The organism is Amycolatopsis sp. cg5, assembly GCF_041346955.1.
Classification (GTDB): Bacteria; Actinomycetota; Actinomycetes; order Mycobacteriales; family Pseudonocardiaceae; genus Amycolatopsis.
Map to the genome: position 1 here is coordinate 1984601 of NZ_CP166849.1, position 22643 is coordinate 2007243.

Below are 22643 nucleotides of genomic sequence, written 5' to 3' on the forward strand. Positions count from 1 at the left end.
CGTGGGGTGGCCACCACTTGGAGATCAAATGTATCTCCGCGGTGGTTGCTCAAGGAATTGTGGAACTACTGGTTATGGTTTTCCTCTGCGAGCAGAGCTGAGCAAGTACTGCGGGTTTTCCCGCGTGGAACGTGACTGCCGAGGTCGAGAGTTGAATTGTTCGCTGGCACGCTGTTGGGTCCTGAGGCAGCACGCTGGTGTTGTTTCTGGTGTGGTGTTTGAGAACTGTAGAGTGGATGCGAGCATCTTTGTGGTCAAGTTTTTAAGGGCACATGGTGGATGTCTAGGCTTCAGGAGCCGATGAAGGACGTGGGAGGCTGCGATATGCCTCGGGGAGCTGTCAACCGAGCTGAGATCCGAGGATTTCCGAATGGGGAAACCCAGCACCAGTTATGTGGTGTTACCCGCATCTGAATATATAGGGTGTGTGGAGGGAACGCGGGGAAGTGAAACATCTCAGTACCCGTAGGAAGAGAAAACAACCGTGATTCCGTGAGTAGTGGCGAGCGAAAGCGGATGAGGCTAAACCGTGCACATGTCAAGCTGTCAGGCGTTGTGTGTGCGGTGTTGTGGGACCCGCCTTGAAGATTCTGACAAGTCTTCGGAGGCACGTTGCAGTTAGTGGAACTGTTTGGGAAAGCAGACCGGAGTGGGTGAGAGTCCCGTACGCGAAAACTGTGATTGTGTTTCTTGGTGGTGTTCCCGAGTAGCAGCGAGCTCGTGGAATTTGCTGTGAATCTGCCGGGACCACCCGGTAAGCCTAAATACTTCCTGAAGACCGATAGCGGACTAGTACCGTGAGGGAAAGATGAAAAGTACCCCGGGAGGGGAGTGAAAGAGTACCTGAAACCGTGTGCCTACAAGCCGTCAGAGCCTTCGGGTGATGGCGTGCCTTTTGAAGAATGAGCCTGCGAGTTAGTGCTGCGTGGCGAGGTTAACCCGTGTGGGGTAGCCGTAGCGAAAGCGAGTCTGAATAGGGCGATTTTAGTCGCGTGGTCTAGACCCGAAGCGGAGTGATCTACCCATGGCCAGGGTGAAGCGACGGTAAGACGTCGTGGAGGCCCGAACCCACTTAGGTTGAAAACTGAGGGGATGAGCTGTGGGTAGGGGTGAAAGGCCAATCAAACTCCGTGATAGCTGGTTCTCCCCGAAATGCATTTAGGTGCAGCGTCACATGTTTCTCCACGGGGGTAGAGCTACTGGATGGTCTAGGGGCCTTACCGGGTTACCGAAATCAACCAAACTCCGAATACCGTGGTGTGAGAGTGTGGCAGTGAGACGGCGGGGGATAAGCTTCGTCGTCGAGAGGGAAACAGCCCAGAACACCAGCTAAGGCCCCTAAGTGTGTGCTCAGTGGGAAAGGATGTGGGATTGCCCAGACAACCAGGAGGTTGGCTTAGAAGCAGCCACCCTTGAAAGAGTGCGTAATAGCTCACTGGTCAAGTGGTCCTGCGCCGACAATGTAGCGGGGCTTAAGCACACCGCCGAAGCTGTGTCATTCGTGCAATAGATCGGCTTGATCCTTCGGGGTCTTGTCTAGTCGCACGGATGGGTAGGGGAGCGTCCTGCATCCAGGGAAGCGGCGGCGGAAGCCAGTCGTGGAGGTGTGGGAGTGAGAATGCAGGCATGAGTAGCGAATGCAGAGTGAGAAACTCTGCCGCCGGATGACCAAGGGTTCCTGGGCCAGGCTAATCCGCCCAGGGTAAGTCGGGACCTAAGGCGAGGCCGACAGGCGTAGTCGATGGACAACGGGTTGATATTCCCGTACCCGAGCATGTGCGTCCCTGATGAGGCGGTTGATACTAACCACCCAAAGCGCAAGCTGAAGCCTTCGGGTGAATGTTTGTTGTGGAGCGTGGGATCTGATTCCGTAGTAGTCAAGTGATGGGGTGACGCAGGAAGGTAGCTCCGCCAGTGAATGGTAGTACTGGTGTAAGCGTGTAGGCCGAGTGGTAGGCAAATCCGCCATTCATATAAGGCTGAGACGTGATGCGTAGCCGATTGAGGTGAAGTAGAGTGATCCTATGCTGCCGAGAAAAGCCTCTAGCGAGTGCATGCACGGCCCGTACCCCAAACCAACACAGGTGGTCAGGTAGAGAATACTAAGGCGATCGGGTGAACTGTGGTTAAGGAACTCGGCAAAATGCCCCCGTAACTTCGGGAGAAGGGGGGCCAAACACCTTGAAGTCCCTTGCGGACTAGGGGTGGGTGGCCGCAGAGACCAGCGGAAAGCGACTGTTTACTAAAAACACAGGTCCATGCGAAGTCGCAAGACGATGTATATGGACTGACGCCTGCCCGGTGCTGGAACGTTAAGAGGACCGGTTAACTCCCTTTGGGGGGTGAAGCTGAGAATTTAAGCGCCAGTAAACGGCGGTGGTAACTATAACCATCCTAAGGTAGCGAAATTCCTTGTCGGGTAAGTTCCGACCTGCACGAATGGCGTAACGACTTTCCGGCTGTCTCAACCACAGGCCCGGCGAAATTGCACTACGAGTAAAGATGCTCGTTACGCGCGGCAGGACGGAAAGACCCCGGGACCTTTACTATAGTTTGGTATTGGTTTTCGGTTCGGCTTGTGTAGGATAGGTGGGAGACTGTGAAGCGATCACGCTAGTGGTTGTGGAGTCGTTGTTGAAATACCACTCTGGTCGAATTGGGAATCTCAACCTCGGACCATGATCTGGTTCAGGGACAGTGCCTGATGGGTAGTTTAACTGGGGCGGTTGCCTCCCAAAGAGTAACGGAGGCGCCCAAAGGTTCCCTCAGCCTGGTTGGCAATCAGGTGTTGAGTGCAAGTGCACAAGGGAGCTTGACTGTGAGACAGACATGTCGAGCAGGGACGAAAGTCGGGACTAGTGATCCGGCACCACCTGGTGGAAGGGTGTCGCTCAACGGATAAAAGGTACCCCGGGGATAACAGGCTGATCTTGCCCAAGAGTCCATATCGACGGCATGGTTTGGCACCTCGATGTCGGCTCGTCGCATCCTGGGGCCGGAGTAGGTCCCAAGGGTTGGGCTGTTCGCCCATTAAAGCGGCACGCGAGCTGGGTTTAGAACGTCGTGAGACAGTTCGGTCCCTATCCGCCGCGCGCGTAGGATACTTGAGGAAGGCTGTCCCTAGTACGAGAGGACCGGGACGGACGAACCTCTGGTGTGCCAGTTGTCACGCCAGTGGCATGGCTGGTTGGCCACGTTCGGAAGGGATAACCGCTGAAGGCATCTAAGCGGGAAGCCTGTTCCAAGATGAGGTATCCCACCCCCTTTGAGGGGTTAAGGCCCCCAACAGACCATTGGGTTGATAGGCCAGAAATGGACGCACAGTAATGTGTTATCGAGTTGACTGGTACTAAGGCCGAGGGCTTGCCCACAAAAATGCTTCGCATCCACTCTACAGCTCTGAAACCCCACACCCGGGCCAGCTAGATCGGCTCAGTGAGTGTGTTGTTTCGTAGTGTTTCGGTGGTTATAGCGCCAGGGAAACGCCCGGTCCCATTCCGAACCCGGAAGCTAAGCCTGGTAGCGCCGATGGTACTGCAACCGAAGGGTTGTGGGAGAGTAGGACGCCGCCGAACTCAACATAAAGGCCCGGCCCCGGTCGAGAACCCCAGGTTCTCCCGGGGCCGGGCCCTTTTTCATACCCGAAACCCGCCGCGGTCGCGTGCTCGGACGGACGGCGCGTGTGCCTGGAGAGTCGCCGCGCGGACCCAGAGAGTCGGCACGCGTACCCGGGGAGTCGGCACGCCGTGTCCCACGCCCGGACACCTCGTGTCGTCCATCCATGAACACGTGCCGTCCAGCTGCGCACGCTTGGCGGCCATCCAGGGACAGTCCCGACTCCCCGAGCACGAGTCCCGACCGGCCAGGTACGTGTGCCGACTCCCCAGGCACGCGTGCCGACCCTTCGGGTACGCCAGCCCAACACCCCGGGGCGGGTGTTTGCTGCTCGCGTACGCATCTTTGCCGGTCCTGCACGCGAGTTTGCCGTTCGTGTACGGATGTTTGCCGGTCAGGCGATGGCGAAACCGCCGGAGACCGCGGGCCGGGGCTGGGCCTGCCAGTCGTTGATCTCGCGGATGAGCTGGATGACCAAGACCGCCGCGCCCGTGGTCAGTGCGAACGACACGGTGTCGGCGATCGCGGCGTTCCGGAGTGACTCGATCGTGGGTTCGCGGCCGAGGCGCGAGGCGAACCAGTTCACGAGGTTGCCGGCGAGGTAAAGCTTCCACCACCAGTCCAGCCGGGGACTGCGGTCGAGCGCGGCGAGGTTGGGCTCGGAGCGGTTGGCCGGGTTGCTCGCCTTCCAGATGTCGCTGACCACTTGGAACGGGAACCAGAAGTTCACGACCGGGCAGAACCACGAGCCGACGACCCAGCCGCGGCTGCGCTGGTGGTGGCCGATCGACAGGGCTTCGGCGTTGTGCCTGACCCGCCACAGCCAAATGATGAACACAACCGCCGCGGCGATCATGATCGCCAGTGACACCAGGGACGTGACCAGCGTGATCCGGTCGGCGGTCAGCAGATCCGCGCGGGTCACGCCTGCGATGTCGTTGAGGTAACCGTCGACGACTTGGTGGGTGTGCCAGTCCGACCACACGCTGAGGCCGTCCAGTACGACAGACAGCCCGATCAGCGCCGACGCGGCGATGCCGAGGCCTCGTGCGTCGGCCACCGGTCTCATCGGGCCTGGTGGTAGCCCGTAGGCCGGTGCCGGCCCAGTGGGTTGTTGATCGGTCACGGTCGAACCCTTCTCCCCAGCCCGGGTTCACCCCGGATTCCGAGGAGACATCGCTTCGCACGGCCATCTCGTTTCAGTCGCTCGCAACGTCGCCTGGCATGTGCTAACTTTCTTTGGCATGTGCCAGGTGTGGTTATGAAGGTGACTGGGGACGACTTGGTGCAGGTGCTGGCGACCTTGGCCAACCCGCATCGGGTACGCGTGGTCGCCGCTCTGGTGCGGGAACGCAACTACGTGAGCGGCCTCGCCAGGCAACTGGGGATCAGCAGGGCGTTGCTGCAGGTGCATTTGCGCAAGCTGGAAGCGGCCGGCCTGGTCACGTCGCAGCTCGAGCTTTCGGAGGACGGCAAGGCGATGAAGTTCTACGAGGTCACGCCATTCGCCTTCCAGTTGACGCCGGAGTCGGTCGCGCTCGCGGCGCGGACGCTCACCGTGGAGAAGGGAACGCAGGAATGAACATCCGCGCCTGGGGGGAAGTGGCAGGCGTCATCGGCATTTTCGTGCTGCTGACGGTCGTGATCGCGGTCGCGATATCGCAGGTCGCCGCCACGTGGCGGGCGAAGGCGGTCCTCGCGCGTGAGGAGGAGTACCGCAAGCTCGCCGAACGCGCCGTCAGCAGTCAGGAGAACATCGAGCGGCAACTCGCGGACATGCGAACGCGGCTGCAGAGCGTTGAAAAGGTGCTCAAAGAAGTCGAATAGAACGACACTGGGCCGCCGAGCGGCAACTCGACGGCCCAGTAAGGCGAAGAAGGCTCAACTCGCCCGAGGGCGAGCACTCACAGAACACTCCTTGCACGAAAGGACTCTAGTTCATGCTGCGCACAAGCAGTGTGCCGATGGCCGAGCGGGTCGTCGGCTGGTCGGTCCGGCATCGCGCGCTCGCGATCGTCGGCTGGCTGACATTCGTCGCATTGTCCTTGCTGGCGAGCGCGCTGATGCCGGGGGAGAAGGCAAGCGGCGCCGATCCTGGCGAGTCCGGCCGCGCGAAGGTCGCGCTGAGTACCCAGCAAGGCTCCGAGCTCTTGCGGGAGAACGTCCTCATCCAGCCGATGTCGGACGCGGCCGCGAACGATCTGCTGGCGACGCTTCCCCGCGACGCGGTCACCGACGTCAGCGGTCCGCTCCTCTCGTCGGACGGACGATCTGGCCTGGTGACCTTCGGGCTGAGGAATCCGCCTGAGCAGGTCAAGGCCCACTTCAAGGCCATGACCGACGCCGTCGCTCAGGTCGCGGCCCGCCACCCGGAGATACGCCTGGCGCAAGCCGGCGACTTGAGTCTCAGCGGGGTGGTCGACAAAGCGGTCAGCGTCGACCTCGAACGCTCTGGCTTGTTTTCCCTGCCTGTCACCCTCTTGATCCTGATCGTCGTGTTCGGCGCACTGGTCGCCGCGTCCGTGCCATTGCTGCTCGCCGGCACCGCGGTCTTGGCGGCCATGGGCATGGTCGGCGTGCTGCAGCACTGGATGGCCGTCAACTCCGTGACGTACGCGATGATCCTGCTCATCGGGCTCGCGGTCGGCGTCGATTACACGCTCTTCTTCCTGCGACGCCAACGTGAGGAGCGTGCGGCGGGGCGCGGCGAGGACGAGGCGCTGCGCGTCACGGCGAAGACGTCCGGACATGTCGTGCTCGTCTCCGGGGTCACCGTCATGCTGTGCTTGAGCGGGTTGCTCTTCGTCGGGCTGGACAACCTGCGTGGCGGCGCGATCGGCACCGCGCTGGTCGTCGGCGTCGCGATGCTCGGCTCGGTGACCATGTTGCCCGCGTTGCTGTCGCTGCTCGGTGACCGGGTGAACCGCGGCCGCCTGCTGCGTCGCGCCCCGGCGAACGAATCGCGGATCTGGACCTCGATCGCTCGCGGTGTCGTCAAGCGGCCCGCGTTGTGGGGTGGGCTCGCTGCGGCCCTGCTCGTCGTGATGGCCTTGCCCGCATTGGGGATGCGGCTGCAGGACGCCGCCGTCGTGAACAGCTTGCCGCGCGACTTTCCCACGGTCGACGCGGCCGTTCGGATGCAGGAGGCGTTCCCCGGCTCGCCACTGCCCGCGCGGGTGGTCATCTGGGACACCTCGGGCGCCACGGCGGACAAGCCCGAGGTGCGCGCCGCGCTCGAGCGTCTTCACGACGAGGTCGCCGGCAGCGGCGGCTTGCTCGCCGAACCGCTGGCCGTGATGAACGTCGACAAGGCGATCGTCGTACGGGTCCCGCTGGCCGGTCAAGGCACGGACGAACTCTCCAACCGCGCGCTGGAAGCTTTGCGCACCAAGGCTTTACCCAACACACTCGGCAAGGTCGACGGCATCGACTTCGCGGTTTCGGGCAAGACGGCCGTTCCGCACGACATGGCCGAGCTGGTGACCGGCCGCGCGCCGCTGGTCTACCTCTCGGTCGGGCTGCTCGCGTTCATCCTGATCGGCTGGGCCTTCCGCTCATTGTGGATCCCGCTGGTTTCGATCGTGCTCAACCTGCTCTCGATCGGCGCCGCCTACGGAGCGCTGACCTGGATCTTCCAGGACGGCCATCTCGCGTCGCTGCTCGGCTTCACCTCGTACGGCGCGGTCGTCGGCTGGCTGCCGATGTTCCTGTTCGTGCTGCTGTTCGGCCTGAGCATGGACTACCACATCTTCATCCTCAGCCGGATCCGTGAACGGTGGCGGGCAGGTGCGAGCCCGGACGACGCCGTCGTCGGCGGGATCGGCACGAGCGCGGGCGTGGTCACCAGCGCGGCGACGATCATGGTCGCGGTGTTCGCCATCTTCGTCATGCTCAACGCCATCGAGTACAAGATGCTCGGCACCGGCATGGCGATCGCGATCTTCGTCGACGCGACCGTCGTGCGCGGGGTGTTGCTCCCGGCCGCGATGTCGTTGCTCGGCGATCGAGCGTGGAGCCGAAGGTCTACTGTGGACGTTCACTAGCCCGTTCGCCCCGCTCGCCGAGCGGGGCGAACCCGGCTGGAGTCAGCCGCCGACGCGGGCGCAGGCACCCAGTGTTTCGGCACCGTAGCGCCGGATTTCGGCTTCGATGTCGAGTTCGCCGCGCCCCTGCTTGGCGTCTTCGTCGATCAGCTCCGGCGGCAGCAGCCAGCAGACTTCGAACTCACTGCCGTCGCGATCCTTGGCGTAGAGGCCTTTCGTCGTGCCATGGTCGGCCGAGCCGACGAGCGCGCCAGCCGCCTTGAGCTTTTCTTGGCAGTCACGCAGATCCGCGAGCGTCGGCACCTCCCATGCGAGGTGGTAGAGCCCGACCTGCTCTGAACCGGCGGTGCTCGGCGCGGCCTGGTCGCCGACGCCGAACAGCCCGAGGTCGTGGTCATTCGCCGACTCCGGCGCCTGCAGGAAAACGGATTTCGGTGTGCTGTGCACGATCCGGAAGCCCAGAACGTCCACATAGAACTCAGCGCTGTGCTGGGCGTCGCGGACCCAGAGCACCGCGTGGTTCAGTCCCCTGATGGGCAAGATCGGCTCCTTTCGCCGGTCACGGAAGCGCGAAGGCGGAGCCGCCGCGTTCCCACCATGCCGAGTACACCGGAGTGTCGCCGACGAGTTCAAGATACCCCTGCCCGACCCGCTCACGGAGCCTGCCGATCTGCGGCGCGATCAGTGAATCGGTTCGCCAGGCGAGTACGAGTTCACGGTAGAACGGGTTGCCGGCCAACGGGATCGTCGCGAGCCCTTGCCTCGGCGAGAAGCCGATGGGGTAGAGCGGGCAGACCGCACCGGCCGCGGTCAGCGCGAACGCGATGTGCGAGTCGTTGGTGAGATGCGCGACCCGCTGCTCGAACCCGTTGTCCGCGCACACGGTGCTGAAGAACTCGTTCATCCCGCTGTCGTCGGGCTCCGGCATGACCCAGGTCTCGTCGGCCAGCTCGCCGAGCCCGATCTCGCCGCGATCCGCCAGCTGGTGGTCCAGCCCTACGCCGACGAAGATCGGCTCGATCAGCAGCTTGGCCTGGACCACGGATTCGGGCAGCCGCAGCGGGAAACGCGGAAATTGGCGCATCACCGCGACATCGAGCTCGCCGGAGCCGAGCAGCGTGGTCAGCATGGCCGTCGACTTGACCGTCCGGCTGGTGATCTCGCGGTCGGGGAAGGCGTCGCCGAGCGCGCTGACCAGCAGCCAGAACTGGTTCGCGGGAATCCCGCCGACGCGGATCGGCGCGTACTCGGCGTCGCGCTGGGCGTTGAGCTGGGCCCGTCGCTCCAGCTCGCTGAACTCGACGAGCACCTTGCGGGCGTGTTCGATCACCCCGGCGCCGAGCTGGGTCGGCACCACGCCGTCCGGGCTGCGCAGGAACAACGGGCCGCCGATGTGGTGTTCGATGCGCTTGAGCTGTGTGGTCACCGCGGGCTGGCTGAGATGCAGCTCCGCCGCCGCCCGCCGCAAGGTGCCCGCTTCCGCGATCGCGACCAGGAGCTCGAGGTGGCGGAAGTCCAGGTGCATGGCGTGATTCTACGGGCGTGATCCACATCCGCGGTGCCGTGTTATCGCCGAATGTAATAAGGCCGTTCAGGTGTGCGCGGGTTCCGTGGTGACTCGAACTGCCCTTACCGTGAAACTTCCCCGACCTCATGGTGGAGTCCCCCTTGTCGATTGTTTTGGAAGTCGCGCCTGAATACGGGCTGCTCGATCAGTCCGCCGTCCTGTTGTCCGAACGGTCACTGCACGATTTCCTGAGTGCCGCGAAGACGGAATACGCCGCCATCACGGCCGATGAACCGAGACCGTGTTTCGCTGTCCTCATCGGACGGTCGTCCGGTTCTTCTTACGTGGTCGAGGAAATCGCGTTCGGACGCAACGCCCGCTGCACCACGCCCGCCGCGACCGAGGAGTTCTCGGCCGCCATCGTTCCGCGTTTCGGTTCCGCTTACGAGAACCCGGTCCGCGCGTGGTGGCTCGATCCGGCTGACCTGTTGCGCATCTCGCGCCAGGCCGACGAAATGGACGCGGAAATACTCGGCTCGATTCATCTGCATCCGGACTGGCATCGGCTCGGCCCGGAATCCGAACGATGCCGTCCGCTGTCCGAACACCCGACGCCGATGGACGAGTACGTTTTCGGCAACAGCGGCTGGCCGGTCAATGTGGTCTGCTACCTCGAACGCAGGCACGGCGCCTTCTACTACACGCTCGCCGCCTGGAGCGCGGCCTGCGAGCCGATCCCGCTGCGCGTCAGCGCCCCGATCCCGGAGCCGCGCTGATGACCGCGCCCGAAGAGGACGCCATCAAGGGTGTGTGGGCGACGATGGCGCTGGCCTGGGAGAAGGGCGACGCGCGGCTGTTCGCTTCGGTCTTCGACGCGGACGTCTCCTTCGTCTCGGTCCGCGGCGAGGAGCAGACCACCCGCGACGAGGTCGAGCAAGGCCATGCCCGGCTGTTCGCCACGGCGTACGCGGGCAGCCGGCTGGAACCCGACGTCCGCCTGATCCGCCCGCTCGGCGACGACCTCGCGCTGGTGCACGTCACCTCCGCGGTCCTGCCCGCCGACGACAAACCCGCCATGACGACCCACGCCCAGGCGGTCGTGCGCAAGCGTGGCGAGAGCTGGTCCATCACCGCCTTCCACAACATGATCCCGCTAGGAGCACCTCGATGACCCGGCCCCGCCTGCGCCACCTCGCCTTCGTCGTCCGCGACGCCGAACAGCTGGCCACCTTCTACCGTGACCGGCTGGAGATGGAGATCTTCCACAAGGACCCGGACGGCAGTCACTTCCTCACCGACGGGTACATCAACCTCGCGCTGATCCAGCAGCAGCTCGACGGCGAAGCGTCCGGTGGCTTCAACCACTTCGGCTTCCAGGTCGACGACGTGGAGACCGTCTCCGACCGGTTCGCCGAAGCCGGCGTGCCACGCCCGGTCCAGCGGCCCAGCGACCGGCCGTTCGCCGAGTATCGGGCGATCGATCCGGAAGGGAACTGGTTCGATCTTTCGGAACACGGATACCTCCCGCCACCGGCTTGAGGTCGAATTAAGGTGTGCCTCGACGAATTCTTTTCTATCATCGGGGTATGACCGCTGGGTCGCGACGGTACGCACGCTCGTGCCGTGAGCAGTACAAGCACACGTGTGGTGCCGGGAAGACCCCGGCTCCGCAGCCCGCCGCGCCGGAAAAGGCGAATGGGGAAGCCCCGGTGCGACAATCTCCTCCCGAACGCTGAATTGGTTAGCGGCAAATGCGACGGCCGGGCCCGTGAATGCGGGCTCGGCGTGAGCTTCACGCCCCGGATGTGGATCACCCGACGGTGTGAACCTCGCCCGCTCTCCGCACTCGGCCGTTCGCTCCGCCCGCAGCCGGGCATCGCGGCCGCACCGCGCTCCGACCACGTCAAGACGGCAAGTGGTCTAAACCTCGCTGCGTATTTGAATGACTACCCAGAATTGTGAATCCGCGCGATCGTGATGCGGGTCACTGAGCGGTCGTTCGGGTTAGATAGCAAGGCTAAGAATCAACGGGATCGTCCAGCTCAGCCTGGGAACGCCGGAGGTGGCACGCTCTGCCGACCGGCTGGAAATCTCTTCGTTTGAGATCTGGTCAGAGTGGGTATCGAACCTCTGCAGCCTGCCCTGGCCACGGTTGTGACCAGGGAATATGTGCCCTCGGCAGGACTCGAACCTGCGACCTAGAGATTAGAAGGCTCTTGCTCTATCCAGCTGAGCTACGAGGGCCGGCGACGGCGACGGCTGCTGGTCACCCAGAGGCAGCTTAGTCATCGTCATCCACTCGATCGCTCGACACCGCCGAATCGTTTCACATCGGCGGGGAACTGTCGTTGACCTGGGCCCGCGGGCGCGCCGGGTGGGGCGGCGCGGCGCGCCCGCGGGGGGTGGGCCGCTGCGCGGACGGCCCGGGTCCGGCGGTGTTCTGCTGCATCCGTGCCCAGGAGCGAACAACCGCCGGACCCAGCTCACTCCCAGATCTGGATGGCCCTGGCCACGAAGGGCGCCTGTGGCACGAAGGTCCCTCCTCCCGGGTACGTGGTGAAGTCGCCTTCGGTCGAGCAGTCACGGCCCTGGTAGACCGTGATCAGCCGGTCCAGGCGATTGGCGAACGCGCGGCCGTCGAAATCGGCGGGTAGTGGCACGCATTCCTCGGGATTGGCCGTGCGTAAATCCAATCGGGTGATCTTGCCGCCGTAGAATTCGTCGGTCCACGAGCAGAATTCACCTTTCAGGCAGGCGAACTCCGGCGGCGGTGTGCTCGCCTGTGCGACTCCGCCGCCCACGATCAGGCAAGACGCGGTCAAAGCGAGTACGCGGGGCAGGTAAGCGCGAAGCATGGGATTTCCCCCTCGGTCGTGGTGTGAATGTCGTGATTCCACGATGACCCGGCGGGAGGGGAATGTCAGCCCGCATTTCTACTTCTGTGGATAAGTAGTTTCAGTTAACCCGGTTGTCCACAGATCGCGAAACGCCTATTGAGGAACGTGTTAGTGAGTGCTAGGGCCGGTCGAGTCACGCACGATCAGCTCCACCGGCAGTGTCGTGGGCGGCGGCGGCCGTTCGCCTGCCAGCAACCGCAGCACGAGTTCGCCCGCTATGCGGCCTTTGCCGACCAGGTCCTGGCGGACCGTGGTCAGCGGCGGCGACGACCAGCGCGCGGGCGGCGCGTCATCGAAACCGACGATGGACAGGTCTCGCGGCACCTCGAGGCCGAGCTGCCTGCCGACACTCACCGCGGCCAGCGCCAGCTGGTCGGACATGCACAGCAGGGCCGTCGGCGGGTTCGGCCGGTCCAGCAGGCCCCACGCGCCGGGCGTCGCGTCCTCGATGGACAGTCCCGAGGTCTCCCAGATCGCCACGTCCGACGCCGGGACGCCCGCCTCGGACAGCGTGTCCAGATAACCGGAAAGCCGCTCGCGATTGTCCCGGTATCGGCTGTTCAGAGCCGTTTCGACGGTCATCTCGCCGCCACGCGGCGCGGCCAGGCACTGCGCGGACATGATCCCGAACCGCCGATGCCCGAGTGCGAGCAGATGCTTCGCGGCGGCCGCCGCGCCCGCGCGGTCGTCGACGCTCACCCTGGCCGCGCCGCGCGCGAACGGCTGGTCGATGACGACGAGCGGCAGCCCCCGGTCGCGGACCGCGCGCAACGCGGGCGCGTCGTCGGCTAGCGAATACGCGACGGCCACGTCCGCCTGCGCGGTCAGGATCCGGTCCGCGCGCGGGCCGCCTTCCTCGCCGGGCAGCATCAGCAGCGCGTGCCCCCTCGGGTCGATCGCCGTCGCGAGGGCGTCGAGTGTGACCGAAAGCGCAGGGTCGGAAAACGCCGCCGAAAGGCCCGCGTCGAGCATGAACGCGACCGCTCCGGTGCGGCTGGTGGCGAGGCTGCGCGCGGTCGGATTCGGGCCCGTGTAACCGAGCTTCTTGGCCGCCTTGAGCACCTCTTCGCGCAGGACGGCGGACAGTTGGTCCGGCCGGTTGTAGGCGTTGGACACCGTCGCCCGCGAGACGCCGACGGCCTCTGCGACGTCGTCGAGCGTCGGACGACGACGTCGGGGGCTGGTCACCGCGCAAGTCTAGTGCGAGCGAAAACAGGTGGACTTACTGAAGCGCTTCAGTCATTCTGGGGCAAGGGTGTCAACTGGAGGGAGCACGGGCTTGGATCGGCAGAAGATAGCGGTTTTCGTCGTGTTCGCGTTGAACGGCGGCGTCTACGGTTCATGGGCCACGCGCGTTCCGGCGCTGGCTGATCAGGTGCACGCCGGCCCCGGTGCCATCGGGCTCGCACTGCTCGGCGCGAGCTTCGGGATGGTGGTGTCCACGACGTTCTCGGCCAGGTTGATGGCCTGGATCGGCGCGCGCGGCGTCATGATCATCGCCGGCGCGGCGAGCGCGGCCATCCCGATCCTGCTGGGCGTGGTGGGCACCGTGCCGCTGGTCTGGCTGGTGCTGTTCGCGCTCGGCATCGGCGTCGGGCTGGTCGACGTCGCCATGAACATGGGCGCGGTGCTGGTCGAGCGGCGGACCGGGCGCGCGATCATGCCGGTCTTCCACGCCGGGTTCAGCCTCGGCGGCCTGGTCGGTTCGGGCGGCTCGGCGTTCGCCGCGGCGCACGGCCTCGACCTCGCGCCGCATCTGACCATCGTCGCGGTCGTCGAGCTGGCGATCCTCGCCGCCGTGCTGCGCTGGGTGCCCGGCGAGTCTCAGCTGCAGTCGGCCGAACCGCCCGCGGCAGGCGGTGCGATCCCGTTCCGCCGCATCGCGCTCTGGCTGCTGGCCGGCGTCGCGCTCTGCTCGGCCATCGCGGAAGGCGCGACCGCGGACTGGTCGGCGATGCTGCTGGTCAAGGTGCACGGCATGACCGAAGGAGCGGCCGCGCTGGCGTTCTCCGCCTTCTCGGTGACGATGATCGCCGCCAGGCTCGGCGGCGCTTGGCTGCAACGGCTCTTCGGCCCCACCAAGACGCTCGCGCTGGGCGCCGCGATCGCGGGCGTCGGTCTGCTCGCGGCCGCGCTCGTGCCGGTCGCCTGGGTCGCGTACCCCGGGTTCGCGCTCGCCGGCCTGGGACTGGCCAGCTCGTTCCCCATCGCGCTCAGCCTGGCAGGCGAAGCGGGCAAGCGTTCCGACGGCAGCGGTGGCGAACGCGAGATCGCCTTCGTCACCGGCATCGCCTACACGGGCTTCCTCGCCGGTCCTCCCGCGATCGGAGCCATCGCCGAGCTCACGTCGCTGTCGGTGTCCTTCGTCGTGATCGGCCTGGTCGGCGCCTGCATCGCGCCTGCCGCGCTACTCGCGCACCGGGCCAGGCTGCGCGAACGGGCCCTGCACCTGCCCGTCGGGTGACGCACGCCATTGCTCGAACGGACGGTCCAGCGCCCACCCGGCGGCCGTCCGTTCGAGCACGCGCACTTCGCAGGTGTCCGGATTGGACAGTGACTCGAACAGCTCGACGCTCCAGCCGAACAACCGGCGGCAGAGCAGGCGGATGGTCAGCCCGTGCGACACGATCAGCGTCGTCTCGGGGTGACCGTCACCCGCGGAGTTCAGCTCGCTGAGGAAGGCCGCGACCCGGTCGTCGACGTCCGCGCCCGACTCGCCGAACGGCAGCCGGTAGAAGAAGTGGCCGAACTCATGCCGCCGCTGCTTCTGGACTTCCTGGTCGAGCGGGTCCTGCAGGTTGCCCCAGTCTTGTTCGCGCAGGCGTGGCTCAGGGACGATTCGCTCACATGCGCTGTCGAGATCGAGCAGCCGCAGTGTCTCCTTCGTGCGCTGATAAGGACTGACGTACACGGCGACCTTCTCGCCGTTTAGCAGGTCCTTAAGCACCGGACCGGCCTCGCGAGCCTGCTCACGACCGGCTTCGGTCAACGGCAGCGCGTGGTCGGGTATCCGGGTGTAAGCGAGTTCGTCGACGTTGCCCAGTGACTCGGCATGCCGCAGCAGGATGATCCGCACACCGGTATCTAACCCCTCGGGCATACCCTCGTTGACGTGTCTGCTGAAACCCCCCAGCGCAAAGTCAGCGTGCTGCCGTTGCTCTCGGTCGGTGTGGTCATCGCCGCGGTGGTGGCCGTCGGCCTGATCGCGCTGACCGGCGGCGCCGGATCCGTCATCACCGGACTGACCGATCCCGGCCTCGTCACCCGCTACGGCGTGACGGTGGTGCGCGTGTTCGCGGAAGCGGCTTCGGTGGTGTGCATCGGATCCCTGCTCATGGCGGCTTTCCTGGTGCCGCCGCAGTCCTCCGGCACGCTCGCGCCGAGCGGATACGCGGCGTTGCGGACGGCGGGGATCGCCGCCTGGTTCTGGTGTGCGGCCGCCACCGCGTCGATCCTGTTCAGCGCAGCGGACGGGGCGGGCAAGCCGATCACGGAGATGTTCTCGCCGCAGACACTGATCGACCTGGTCGACGCCATCGAGCAGCCGAAGGCCTGGCTGTACACGGCGCTGATCGCGCTGCTGATCGCGCTCGGCTGCCGTCTCGTGCTGTCGTGGGGCTGGACGGCGGCACTGTTCTTCCTGGCCGTCGGCGGGCTGATCCCGGTCGCCGTGACCGGGCACTCGGCCAGCGGCGGTTCGCATGACATGGCCACCAACAGCCTGCTGTTCCACCTGGTCGGCGCCGCGTTGTGGGTCGGTGGCCTGATCGCGTTGCTCGCGCTGGGCTGGCGACGCGGCGCCGGGCTGCCGCTCGCGGCGCAGCGATTCTCGAAGCTCGCGCTGGTGTGCTGGATCGTCATGGCGATCTCCGGCGTGGTCAACGCGCTGGTCCGCATCGCGCCGTCCGACCTGTTCACCACGGACTACGGGCTGCTGGTCGTGGCGAAGACCGTCGCGTTGCTGCTGCTCGGGGTCTTCGGTCACCAGCAGCGTCAGCGCGGGGTTCGCGAGGTCGTCGAAAACGGAGCCACGCTGCTGCGGCTCGCCGCGGTCGAAGTGGTCGTCATGTTCGTGACGATCGGGCTCGCGTCGGCGCTGGCGAAGACTCCGCCGCCGCCTCAGACGAGCTATCCGACCAACACCGAGCTCCTCATCGGCTACCCGCTCGAAGCCGCGCCGACGGTGGGCAGGCTGCTCTTCGACTGGCGGTTCGACCTGGTGTACGGGTCGCTCGCGCTGGTGCTCGCGGCGCTGTACCTGGCGGGTGTGCGGCGGCTGCGCGCTCGCGGTGACGCGTGGCCGGTCGGCCGGACGGTGGCGTGGCTCTCGGGTTGTTTCGTGCTGCTGATCGCGACTTCGTCGGGGATCGGGCTGTACTCGCCCGCCATGTTCAGCGTCCACATGGGCAGCCACATGCTGCTGTCGATGGTCGCGCCGGTGCTGTTCGTGCTCGGCGGCCCGGTGACGCTCGCGCTGCGCGCGCTGCCGGCGGCGGGCAAGGAGGCCCCGCCGGGGCCGCGCGAGTGGCTCCTCGCGTTCGTGCACTCGCCGGTTTCGCGGTTCCTCACCCATCCGGTGGTCGCTCTGCTGCTGTTCGTCGGGTCGTTCTACGGACTGTATTTCTCCGGACTGTTCGACTCCGCGCTCAACTACCACTGGGCGCACCTCGCGATGAACGCGCATTTCCTGCTGGTGGGTTACCTCTTCTACTGGCCGGTGATCGGCGTCGACCCGGCGCCGCGCCGGATCCCGGCGCTGGGCAAGCTCGGGATGATGTTCGCGGCCATGCCGTTCCACGCGTTCTTCGGCGTGATCCTGATGAACATGCAGACGGTCATCGGGGAGTCCTTCTACCGCTCGCTCAAGCTGCCGTGGGTCGGTGACCTGCTGGTCGAGCAGCGTCTCGGCGGCGGCATCGCCTGGGCGGCGGGCGAGATCCCGGTGCTGCTGGTGCTGGTCGCGCTGCTGGTGCAGTGGGCACGCGCGGACGAGCGGGAGGCGAAGCGCAAGGACCGCAGGGAGGCGGCGACCGGCGACGAGGACCTCAACGCCTACAACGCGATGCTCAAGCAGCTCGCGGACAAGGGCAAGGGATCTTAGCCGAAGGCACCGACAATTCCGCTCGGATCGGGCCAGGCCCGGCCGAGTTGTCCACATCGCCGCACTTTGTCCACAGATTTCCGCTGGCGCCGTCACCGGCCCCCGAATCGGCGGGAAGCTGGTCGCAGGCCCGGGACACGACGTCCCGGCACTGCGAAAGGTGAGGACGATGGCGATCGGCGAAACCACGGTCACGGTGGTCGGCAACGTGGTCAGCGACCTGGTCAGGCAAACGCGCGACGGGCGCGACGTGGTCAGTTTCTGGATGCGCAGCAAGGAAAGGCGCCGGGATCGGGAGAGCGGCCTGTGGGTCGACGGCCGGACCCTGTCGGTACGGGTGGTGTGCTGGCGGAGACTGGGCGAGTCCGTGTTCAGCTCGATCTCCCGCGGCGACCCGGTGATCGTCACCGGCCGGATGTCGAACGGCGGGGCGGGCGACGGCGGGGAACCTAGCGCTATACCTGAGCTTGAGGCCTCGGTCGTCGCGCCCGACCTCAACCGGTGCACCGCCGTGCTCACGCGCCGGACGCCGCCGCGCCCGGCGGAGCAGCCGGAGTTCCTCGACTGGCGACCGGCCGCGGCCCCGAGAAAGGAGAATCCGCTCGTCAGGATGGGCACGAGAGTGACGGCGGCCTCACCGTGAACGGGCCGTGAGCGCGCCGTCACGCGATGACGGACGGCGCGGATCGGCGAAGGTGAGGGGAGCGCCGTCAAGTGCCTGGTGCGGCCGAACTACGATCGCTCGTATGGCCGAGTACATCTACACCATGAAAAAGGTGCGCAAGACCGTCGGGGACAAGGTCATCCTCGACGACGTCAGCACCGCGTTCTATCCCGGCGCCAAGATCGGCGTGGTGGGACCGAACGGCGCCGGTAAGTCCACCGTGCTCAAGATCATGGCGGGGATCGAGCAGGCCAGCAACGGCGAAGCCTTCATCCAGCCGGGCGCGACCGTCGGCATCCTCATGCAGGAGCCGGAGCTCAACGAGGAGAAGACGGTCCGCGGGAACGTCGAGGAAGGCCTCGGCGAGATCAAGGTCAAGCTCGACCGGTACAACGAGATCGCCGAGCTGATGGCGACCGACTACAGCGACGAGCTCATGGAGGAGATGGGCCAGCTCCAGGAGGAGCTGGACCACGCCGACGCCTGGGAGATCGACTCGACGCTCGAGCAGGCGATGGACGCGCTCCGCTGCCCGCCCGCCGACGAGCCGGTCACCCACCTCTCCGGTGGTGAGCGCCGCCGGGTCGCGCTGTGCAAGCTGCTGCTGTCGGCTCCCGACCTGCTGCTGCTCGACGAGCCCACCAACCATTTGGACGCCGAAAGCGTGCTGTGGCTGGAACAGTTCCTGGCGCGCTACGCCGGTGCCGTTCTCGCCGTCACCCACGACCGGTACTTCCTCGACAACGTCGCCCAGTGGATCATGGAACTCGACCGTGGTCACGTGGTCGGCTACGAAGGCAACTACTCGACGTACCTGGAGAAGAAGGGCGAGCGTCTCGCCATCCAGGGCAAGAAGGACGCGAAGCTCGCGAAGCGGTTGAAGACCGAGCTGGAATGGGTGCGGTCGAACGCCAAGGCGCGCCAGACCAAGTCGCGGTCCCGGCTGGACCGCTACGAGGAGATGGCCGCGGAGGCGGACAAGCACCGCAAGCTCGACTTCGAAGAGATCCAGATCCCGCCGGGCCCCGGCTGGGCAACGTGGTCGTCGAGGTCGAGAAGCTGCGCAAGGGTTTCGACGACCGGGTGCTGATCGAAGGGCTCTCGTTCGACCTGCCGCGCAACGGCATCGTCGGTGTCATCGGGCCGAACGGTGTCGGCAAGACGACGCTGTTCAAGACCATCGTCGGGCTCGAGGAGCCGGACGACGGCAAGGTCAAGATCGGTGAGACGGTCAAACTGTCCTATGTGGACCAGAACCGGGGCGGTATCGACCCGGCCAAGACGGTATGGGAGGTGGTTTCTGACAAGCTGGACTACATCCACGTCGGGCAGGTCGAAATGCCCTCGCGTGCCTACGTCTCCGCGTTCGGCTTCAAGGGCCCGGACCAGCAGAAGCCGGCGGGCGTGCTCTCCGGCGGCGAGCGCAACCGGCTGAACCTGGCGCTGACCCTCAAGCAGGGTGGAAACCTGATCCTGCTCGACGAACCGACGAACGACCTGGACGTCGAAACGCTCGGCTCGCTGGAGAACGCGCTCGAACAGTTCCCCGGCTGCGCCGTGGTCATCTCGCACGACCGGTGGTTCCTCGACCGGGTGGCGACCCACATCCTCGCGTGGGAAGGCACCGACGAGGACCCGTCGAAGTGGTTCTGGTTCGAAGGGAACTTCGAAGGCTACGAGAAGAACAAGATCGAACGTCTCGGCGCCGAAGCCGCCCGGCCGCACCGGGTGACGCACCGCAAGCTGACGCGCGACTAGTGACAGTGCCTGCCTTTAGGCTCAACACAGCTGAGCGAGCACGCCCCTAGTTCGCAGATCGAGCGGAGTCCCCCGTGGTAGCCAGCAGCAAGCAGGTTCCATCACATCCCTACGCCGAGTCCCCGGCGCGGGGGTGGGCTGCGGCTACCCCGGGTGGGTCACTGGAACCGGTTCGGCGGCTCGTCGAGCAGGCGGACGCGCTGTACCTGCGTGCGCCGGAGCTGATGCTGGTCTTCGGTGAGCGTGCCGCGGCCTTGGCCGAGGCCGCCGGTTCGGACGAGCTGTGGATCCGGGCGGAGAGCCAGGTCGTTTCGGCCAAGGTGCGGCTCGGCGAGCGGGCGGCCACGGTCGGCCGCGCGGTCGCGGCGTTGCACGCGGCCGAGCACGCGGGCTATTCGGCGATCGCGGCCCGGCTGCGGATCGACCTGGCCGTCTGCGCGCGCAGTGTCGGCGCGCCGCTGACCGGGCTCGTCGCGTTGAGACCGGTGCTGGCCGACCCGGACCTGACGGCGGCGCATCGGGCAGCGGCCTTGTCGCATCTCGTCGGCTGCCTGGCGCAGTTCGGCCGTAAAGCCGAGCTGGACCGGGTGCTGGTTGAGGCGGACAGGCTCTGCACGTCGGACGAGACGCTCGACGCGGACACGCGCTGGCTGTTGCGTGGCTTGGTGCGCGTCGGCATCTCGGCGCACCGGCGGCGCCACGGTGACCTGACGGCCGCCGCGGACGCCGCGCGGACCGGGCTGGGTTACCTGGAGCGGTTGCACCGGCCGGACGACGACGGCGGCCTGGTGCGGATCAGGCTGACCCTGCAGCTGGTGTGCACGCTGCTCGACCGCGGCGACGTCGACATGGCGCTCGAGGTCGCGCAGCCGCTGCTCGACGCTCCGATGCGGGCCGCGGCCGTGGCGCCTTCGGGATGGCTGAAGCTGGCCATCGCGACGCGGGTGTTCCTGCCTTCGGGTTCCAGCGAAGCGGCGACGACGTTGATGCGGGAAGCCGTCTACAGCACGGACAGGCACGGCCTGCACGCGCTGACCGCGCGGCTGTGGCTCGAACTCGCGCAGGTCGAGGAACGTCTCGGCAACCCGAGCGAGGCGATCGACTGCCTGCACCGGTCGCGTGCGGCCGAGCACCTCTACGTGCGGGCGCGGCGGCAGGCGTGCGCGTTGCTTTCCGGCCAGTTCGGCGCGGGGGAGCTGGCGCCGGTCGAACTCGACGAGTTGCTCTCGCCCGCGGTGCGCGGTGCTGCCGCTCGGTCCACGCGCGACCAGGCACGGGAAACCGAGCCGGTCAGGCAGGGACGTGCAGACGAGCCGAAGTCGGCGTACGCGTGGGAGTCGGAGTCGCGGTGGACTCGGGAAAGCGAGCCCGAGACGCGGCGCGAAGCCGTGGCCCAGCGCGAAACCGGGCCGCGGTACGACGCTGACGTGCAGCGTGAAGCCGAGTTGCGGCGTGAAGCCGAAATGCGCCGCGAGGCTGAAGCGCGCCGTGAAACCGAAGCACGCCGCGAGGCTGAGGCGGCGGCTGCGCGACGTGAAGCCGAGGCACGGCGAGAGGCTGAAGCGCAGCGTGAAGCCGACAAGCGTCGTGAGGCCGAGGCGCAGCGTGAGGCTGAGTTGCGGCGTGAGGCCGAAGCGCGGCGCGAGGCTGAAGCGCGCCGTGAGGCCGAAGCACGCCGTGAAGCAGAAGCGCGCCGTGAGGCTGAGGCACGGCGTGAAGCGGAGGCGCGGGCTGAGGCAGAAGCCCGAGCCGCGGCCGCGCGTCGTGAGGCTGAGGCAGCGGCCGCGCGTCTCGAAGCCGACATGCTGCGCGATGCCGAGGCAAGGCGTGAAGCTGAAGCAAAGCGTGAGGCTGAGGCGCGTCGCGAGGCAGAGCTGCGGCGTGAAGCCGACGCGTGGCTTGCGTCCGGCACGCGGCGTGAGACCGAACCGCGGCAGGCTGAGTCCGAGCCGGACTGGCGGCGGGAGCAGGCGGCCGCGAACGAGTCGAAGCCGCCGTGGGCGCGGGAAGTCGCGCCTCGGCAGGTACGCGGTCCTGACTGGAGTCCCGAGTCGGACCGTGAGCCCGAGCCTCGCTGGGCGAACGAATACGGGAACGGCCGCGAGGTCGAGGCCAAGTGGGCGCCCGAGCCCGCTCGTGAGCCTGAGCCGGAGTCGAAGCCCGACGAGAGTTCGTGGACGCGGGTTTCGATCCGGCCGCCGGTGCTGCCGCCGCTGCCCGATTTCCCGGACATCCCACTCGCCCCCGCGCCTGCCGACGAGCCCGCGCCGCGGGTGAGCCGGGACGCCGCCGCGAGCGAAACCGCGCATCGGGTGCCGGAACCGGCGGAGCCGCGCTGGGAGAACAACGAGCGGTCGTGGGACAAGCCGTCCGTGCCCGCTGCCAGGACCACACGGCACGACTCCGAACACGGTTCGGTGGCCGCCAAGTCCGTTTTGGACCGGCTGGGCATTTCGTCCAGCGGGGGTGGGCGGCGGCGCGCGCCGTCGGAGGAGCCGTCGCCGGGTACGCCCGAGCGGTACGAGCCGGTGGCCGACACCGCGGTGGAGCCGTCACGGCCGGAGCCCCGTCCTGAACCGAAGCCCGAGCCGAAACCCGAGCCCGTCGAGACCCCGTCGTACCCCGAAGACACGACCGGGCCGTGGCTGCCGCGGCTGAAGATGCCGCCCGCGCTGGATCCGTTCGACGCGGACAGCTGGACGCCGACGTCGGAACCTTTCGGTGACAACAGCTACGCCAAGGCCATCGCGGCCGACGAGCCACCGGCCGACGCCGGTCTCGCCGATCTCCTCGCGCGGGCACTCGCCGAGCATCAGGCGGGCACCGCGAGCGCCGCCGCCCTGGTCAAGCAACTGGGGTCGCAACGTGACAGTTCGCCACGCCCGGTGAACGGGCACCGCGCGAACGGCGAAGCCTATGACGGCACCCGTCACCGAACTGGTGAGTAACTAAACCGATTCCGCGTTTTCCTTGCGCAGGAAAGCTTTCCGATGTGATCGAGTAACTTCCCGGTCTTTTGCAGACCGCTCCACCTCGCGCACTAGGGTGGAGTTCGTCC

At 66.3% G+C, this 22643-nt stretch carries 16 protein-coding genes, 1 tRNA gene, 2 rRNA genes and 1 pseudogene; 13 read left to right on the forward strand and 7 right to left on the reverse strand.

Annotated features, from left to right (window positions below):
- Positions 1-252: 252 nt before the first annotated feature.
- Together AB5J62_RS09035 and rrf are read left to right on the forward strand one after the other, a co-directional pair.
- Positions 253-3371, forward strand: a 23S ribosomal RNA gene (locus AB5J62_RS09035).
- Between the two features lie 87 nt (positions 3372-3458).
- Positions 3459-3575, forward strand: a 5S ribosomal RNA gene (rrf, locus tag AB5J62_RS09040).
- 434 nt (positions 3576-4009) lie between these two features.
- On the opposite strand, the gene AB5J62_RS09045 is transcribed toward rrf, so the two are convergent.
- Positions 4010-4675, reverse strand: a complete 666-nt coding sequence (locus tag AB5J62_RS09045; RefSeq protein ID WP_370947684.1) for a DUF4328 domain-containing protein — start codon at positions 4673-4675, stop codon at positions 4010-4012.
- 201 nt (positions 4676-4876) lie between these two features.
- Here AB5J62_RS09045 and AB5J62_RS09050 point away from each other — a divergent pair, with 201 nt between their 5' ends.
- The 3 genes from AB5J62_RS09050 (at position 4877) to AB5J62_RS09060 (ending at position 7658) form a co-directional block, all read left to right on the forward strand.
- Entirely contained in the window at positions 4877-5197 is a 321-nt protein-coding gene (locus AB5J62_RS09050; protein ID WP_370947685.1) for an ArsR/SmtB family transcription factor, read from the forward strand.
- Positions 5194-5442 carry a hypothetical protein gene (locus tag AB5J62_RS09055; protein WP_370947686.1) on the forward strand — a complete coding sequence of 83 codons (249 nt, stop codon included), beginning with the start codon at positions 5194-5196 and terminating at the stop codon, positions 5440-5442. The genes AB5J62_RS09050 and AB5J62_RS09055 overlap by 4 nt, the downstream gene beginning before the upstream one ends.
- 113 nt (positions 5443-5555) lie before the next feature.
- Positions 5556-7658, forward strand: coding sequence for an MMPL family transporter (locus AB5J62_RS09060; RefSeq protein ID WP_370947688.1), 2103 nt, complete (start codon positions 5556-5558; stop codon positions 7656-7658).
- A 42-nt stretch (positions 7659-7700) separates the two neighbouring features.
- On the opposite strand, the gene AB5J62_RS09065 is transcribed toward AB5J62_RS09060, so the two are convergent.
- Both AB5J62_RS09065 and AB5J62_RS09070 read right to left on the reverse strand, forming a co-directional pair.
- A complete protein-coding gene (locus tag AB5J62_RS09065) occupies positions 7701-8198 on the reverse strand; it encodes a VOC family protein (RefSeq protein ID WP_370947690.1) in 498 nt (165 codons plus the stop codon).
- A 19-nt stretch (positions 8199-8217) separates the two neighbouring features.
- Positions 8218-9183, reverse strand: a complete 966-nt coding sequence (locus AB5J62_RS09070; protein WP_370947691.1) for a LysR family transcriptional regulator — start codon at positions 9181-9183, stop codon at positions 8218-8220.
- A gap of 143 nt (positions 9184-9326) precedes the next feature.
- On the opposite strand from AB5J62_RS09070, the gene AB5J62_RS09075 reads away from it, so the two are divergent.
- Genes AB5J62_RS09075 through AB5J62_RS09085 form a run of 3 tightly spaced genes read left to right on the forward strand, consistent with a single transcriptional unit; the run spans position 9327 to position 10704 of the window.
- Positions 9327-9941 (forward strand): hypothetical protein, encoded by a 615-nt coding sequence (locus AB5J62_RS09075; protein WP_370947692.1) that lies wholly within the window; start codon positions 9327-9329, stop codon positions 9939-9941.
- Positions 9941-10336 (forward strand): SgcJ/EcaC family oxidoreductase, encoded by a 396-nt coding sequence (locus AB5J62_RS09080; RefSeq protein WP_370947693.1) that lies wholly within the window; start codon positions 9941-9943, stop codon positions 10334-10336. Before AB5J62_RS09075 ends, AB5J62_RS09080 begins: the two co-directional genes overlap by 1 nt.
- Complete coding sequence (locus AB5J62_RS09085; RefSeq protein WP_370947694.1) at positions 10333-10704, forward strand: VOC family protein; 372 nt, start codon at positions 10333-10335, stop codon at positions 10702-10704. The genes AB5J62_RS09080 and AB5J62_RS09085 overlap by 4 nt, the downstream gene beginning before the upstream one ends.
- 631 nt (positions 10705-11335) lie before the next feature.
- On the opposite strand, the gene AB5J62_RS09090 is transcribed toward AB5J62_RS09085, so the two are convergent.
- The 3 genes from AB5J62_RS09090 to AB5J62_RS09100 all read right to left on the reverse strand — a co-directional run bounded on the left by AB5J62_RS09090 (position 11336) and on the right by AB5J62_RS09100 (position 13250).
- Positions 11336-11409 (reverse strand) — tRNA-Arg (locus AB5J62_RS09090).
- 239 nt (positions 11410-11648) lie between these two features.
- On the reverse strand, positions 11649-12020 hold the full coding sequence (locus AB5J62_RS09095; protein WP_370947695.1) for a peptidase inhibitor family I36 protein: 372 nt from the start codon (positions 12018-12020) through the stop codon (positions 11649-11651).
- Between the two features lie 150 nt (positions 12021-12170).
- Positions 12171-13250, reverse strand: a complete 1080-nt coding sequence (locus tag AB5J62_RS09100; protein ID WP_370947696.1) for a LacI family DNA-binding transcriptional regulator — start codon at positions 13248-13250, stop codon at positions 12171-12173.
- Between the two features lie 91 nt (positions 13251-13341).
- On the opposite strand from AB5J62_RS09100, the gene AB5J62_RS09105 reads away from it, so the two are divergent.
- Positions 13342-14526 carry an MFS transporter gene (locus AB5J62_RS09105; protein WP_370947697.1) on the forward strand — a complete coding sequence of 395 codons (1185 nt, stop codon included), beginning with the start codon at positions 13342-13344 and terminating at the stop codon, positions 14524-14526.
- Here the strand turns inward: AB5J62_RS09105 and AB5J62_RS09110 are convergent.
- Positions 14470-15138: a histidine phosphatase family protein gene (locus AB5J62_RS09110; RefSeq protein WP_370947698.1), complete on the reverse strand. Its 669-nt coding sequence runs from the start codon at positions 15136-15138 to the stop codon at positions 14470-14472. The genes AB5J62_RS09105 and AB5J62_RS09110 overlap by 57 nt on opposite strands.
- 36 nt (positions 15139-15174) lie before the next feature.
- Here AB5J62_RS09110 and AB5J62_RS09115 point away from each other — a divergent pair, with 36 nt between their 5' ends.
- The 4 genes and pseudogenes from AB5J62_RS09115 to AB5J62_RS09130 all read left to right on the forward strand — a co-directional run bounded on the left by AB5J62_RS09115 (position 15175) and on the right by AB5J62_RS09130 (position 22533).
- Positions 15175-17163, forward strand: a complete 1989-nt coding sequence (locus AB5J62_RS09115; protein WP_370947699.1) for a cytochrome c oxidase assembly protein — start codon at positions 15175-15177, stop codon at positions 17161-17163.
- Positions 17164-17332: 169 nt separating this feature from the next.
- Positions 17333-17806, forward strand: coding sequence for a single-stranded DNA-binding protein (locus AB5J62_RS09120; RefSeq protein ID WP_370947700.1), 474 nt, complete (start codon positions 17333-17335; stop codon positions 17804-17806).
- A gap of 103 nt (positions 17807-17909) precedes the next feature.
- Positions 17910-19585: pseudogene (ettA, locus tag AB5J62_RS09125) on the forward strand (energy-dependent translational throttle protein EttA).
- Between the two features lie 74 nt (positions 19586-19659).
- Positions 19660-22533: a hypothetical protein gene (locus AB5J62_RS09130; protein WP_370947701.1), complete on the forward strand. Its 2874-nt coding sequence runs from the start codon at positions 19660-19662 to the stop codon at positions 22531-22533.
- Positions 22534-22643 lie beyond the last annotated feature (110 nt).

Bases quoted from the DNA above. Each gene is read 5' to 3' on its own strand.
- AB5J62_RS09055 (WP_370947686.1), top strand. From the start codon at position 5,194: ATGAACATCCGCGCCTGGGGGGAAGTGGCAGGCGTCATCGGCATTTTC.
- AB5J62_RS09095 (WP_370947695.1), bottom strand. From the start codon at position 12,020: ATGCTTCGCGCTTACCTGCCCCGCGTACTCGCTTTGACCGCGTCTTGC.
- AB5J62_RS09080 (WP_370947693.1), top strand. From the start codon at position 9,941: ATGACCGCGCCCGAAGAGGACGCCATCAAGGGTGTGTGGGCGACGATG.
- AB5J62_RS09070 (WP_370947691.1), bottom strand. From the start codon at position 9,183: ATGCACCTGGACTTCCGCCACCTCGAGCTCCTGGTCGCGATCGCGGAA.
- AB5J62_RS09085 (WP_370947694.1), top strand. From the start codon at position 10,333: ATGACCCGGCCCCGCCTGCGCCACCTCGCCTTCGTCGTCCGCGACGCC.
- AB5J62_RS09120 (WP_370947700.1), top strand. From the start codon at position 17,333: ATGGCGATCGGCGAAACCACGGTCACGGTGGTCGGCAACGTGGTCAGC.
- AB5J62_RS09060 (WP_370947688.1), top strand. From the start codon at position 5,556: ATGCTGCGCACAAGCAGTGTGCCGATGGCCGAGCGGGTCGTCGGCTGG.
- AB5J62_RS09050 (WP_370947685.1), top strand. From the start codon at position 4,877: ATGAAGGTGACTGGGGACGACTTGGTGCAGGTGCTGGCGACCTTGGCC.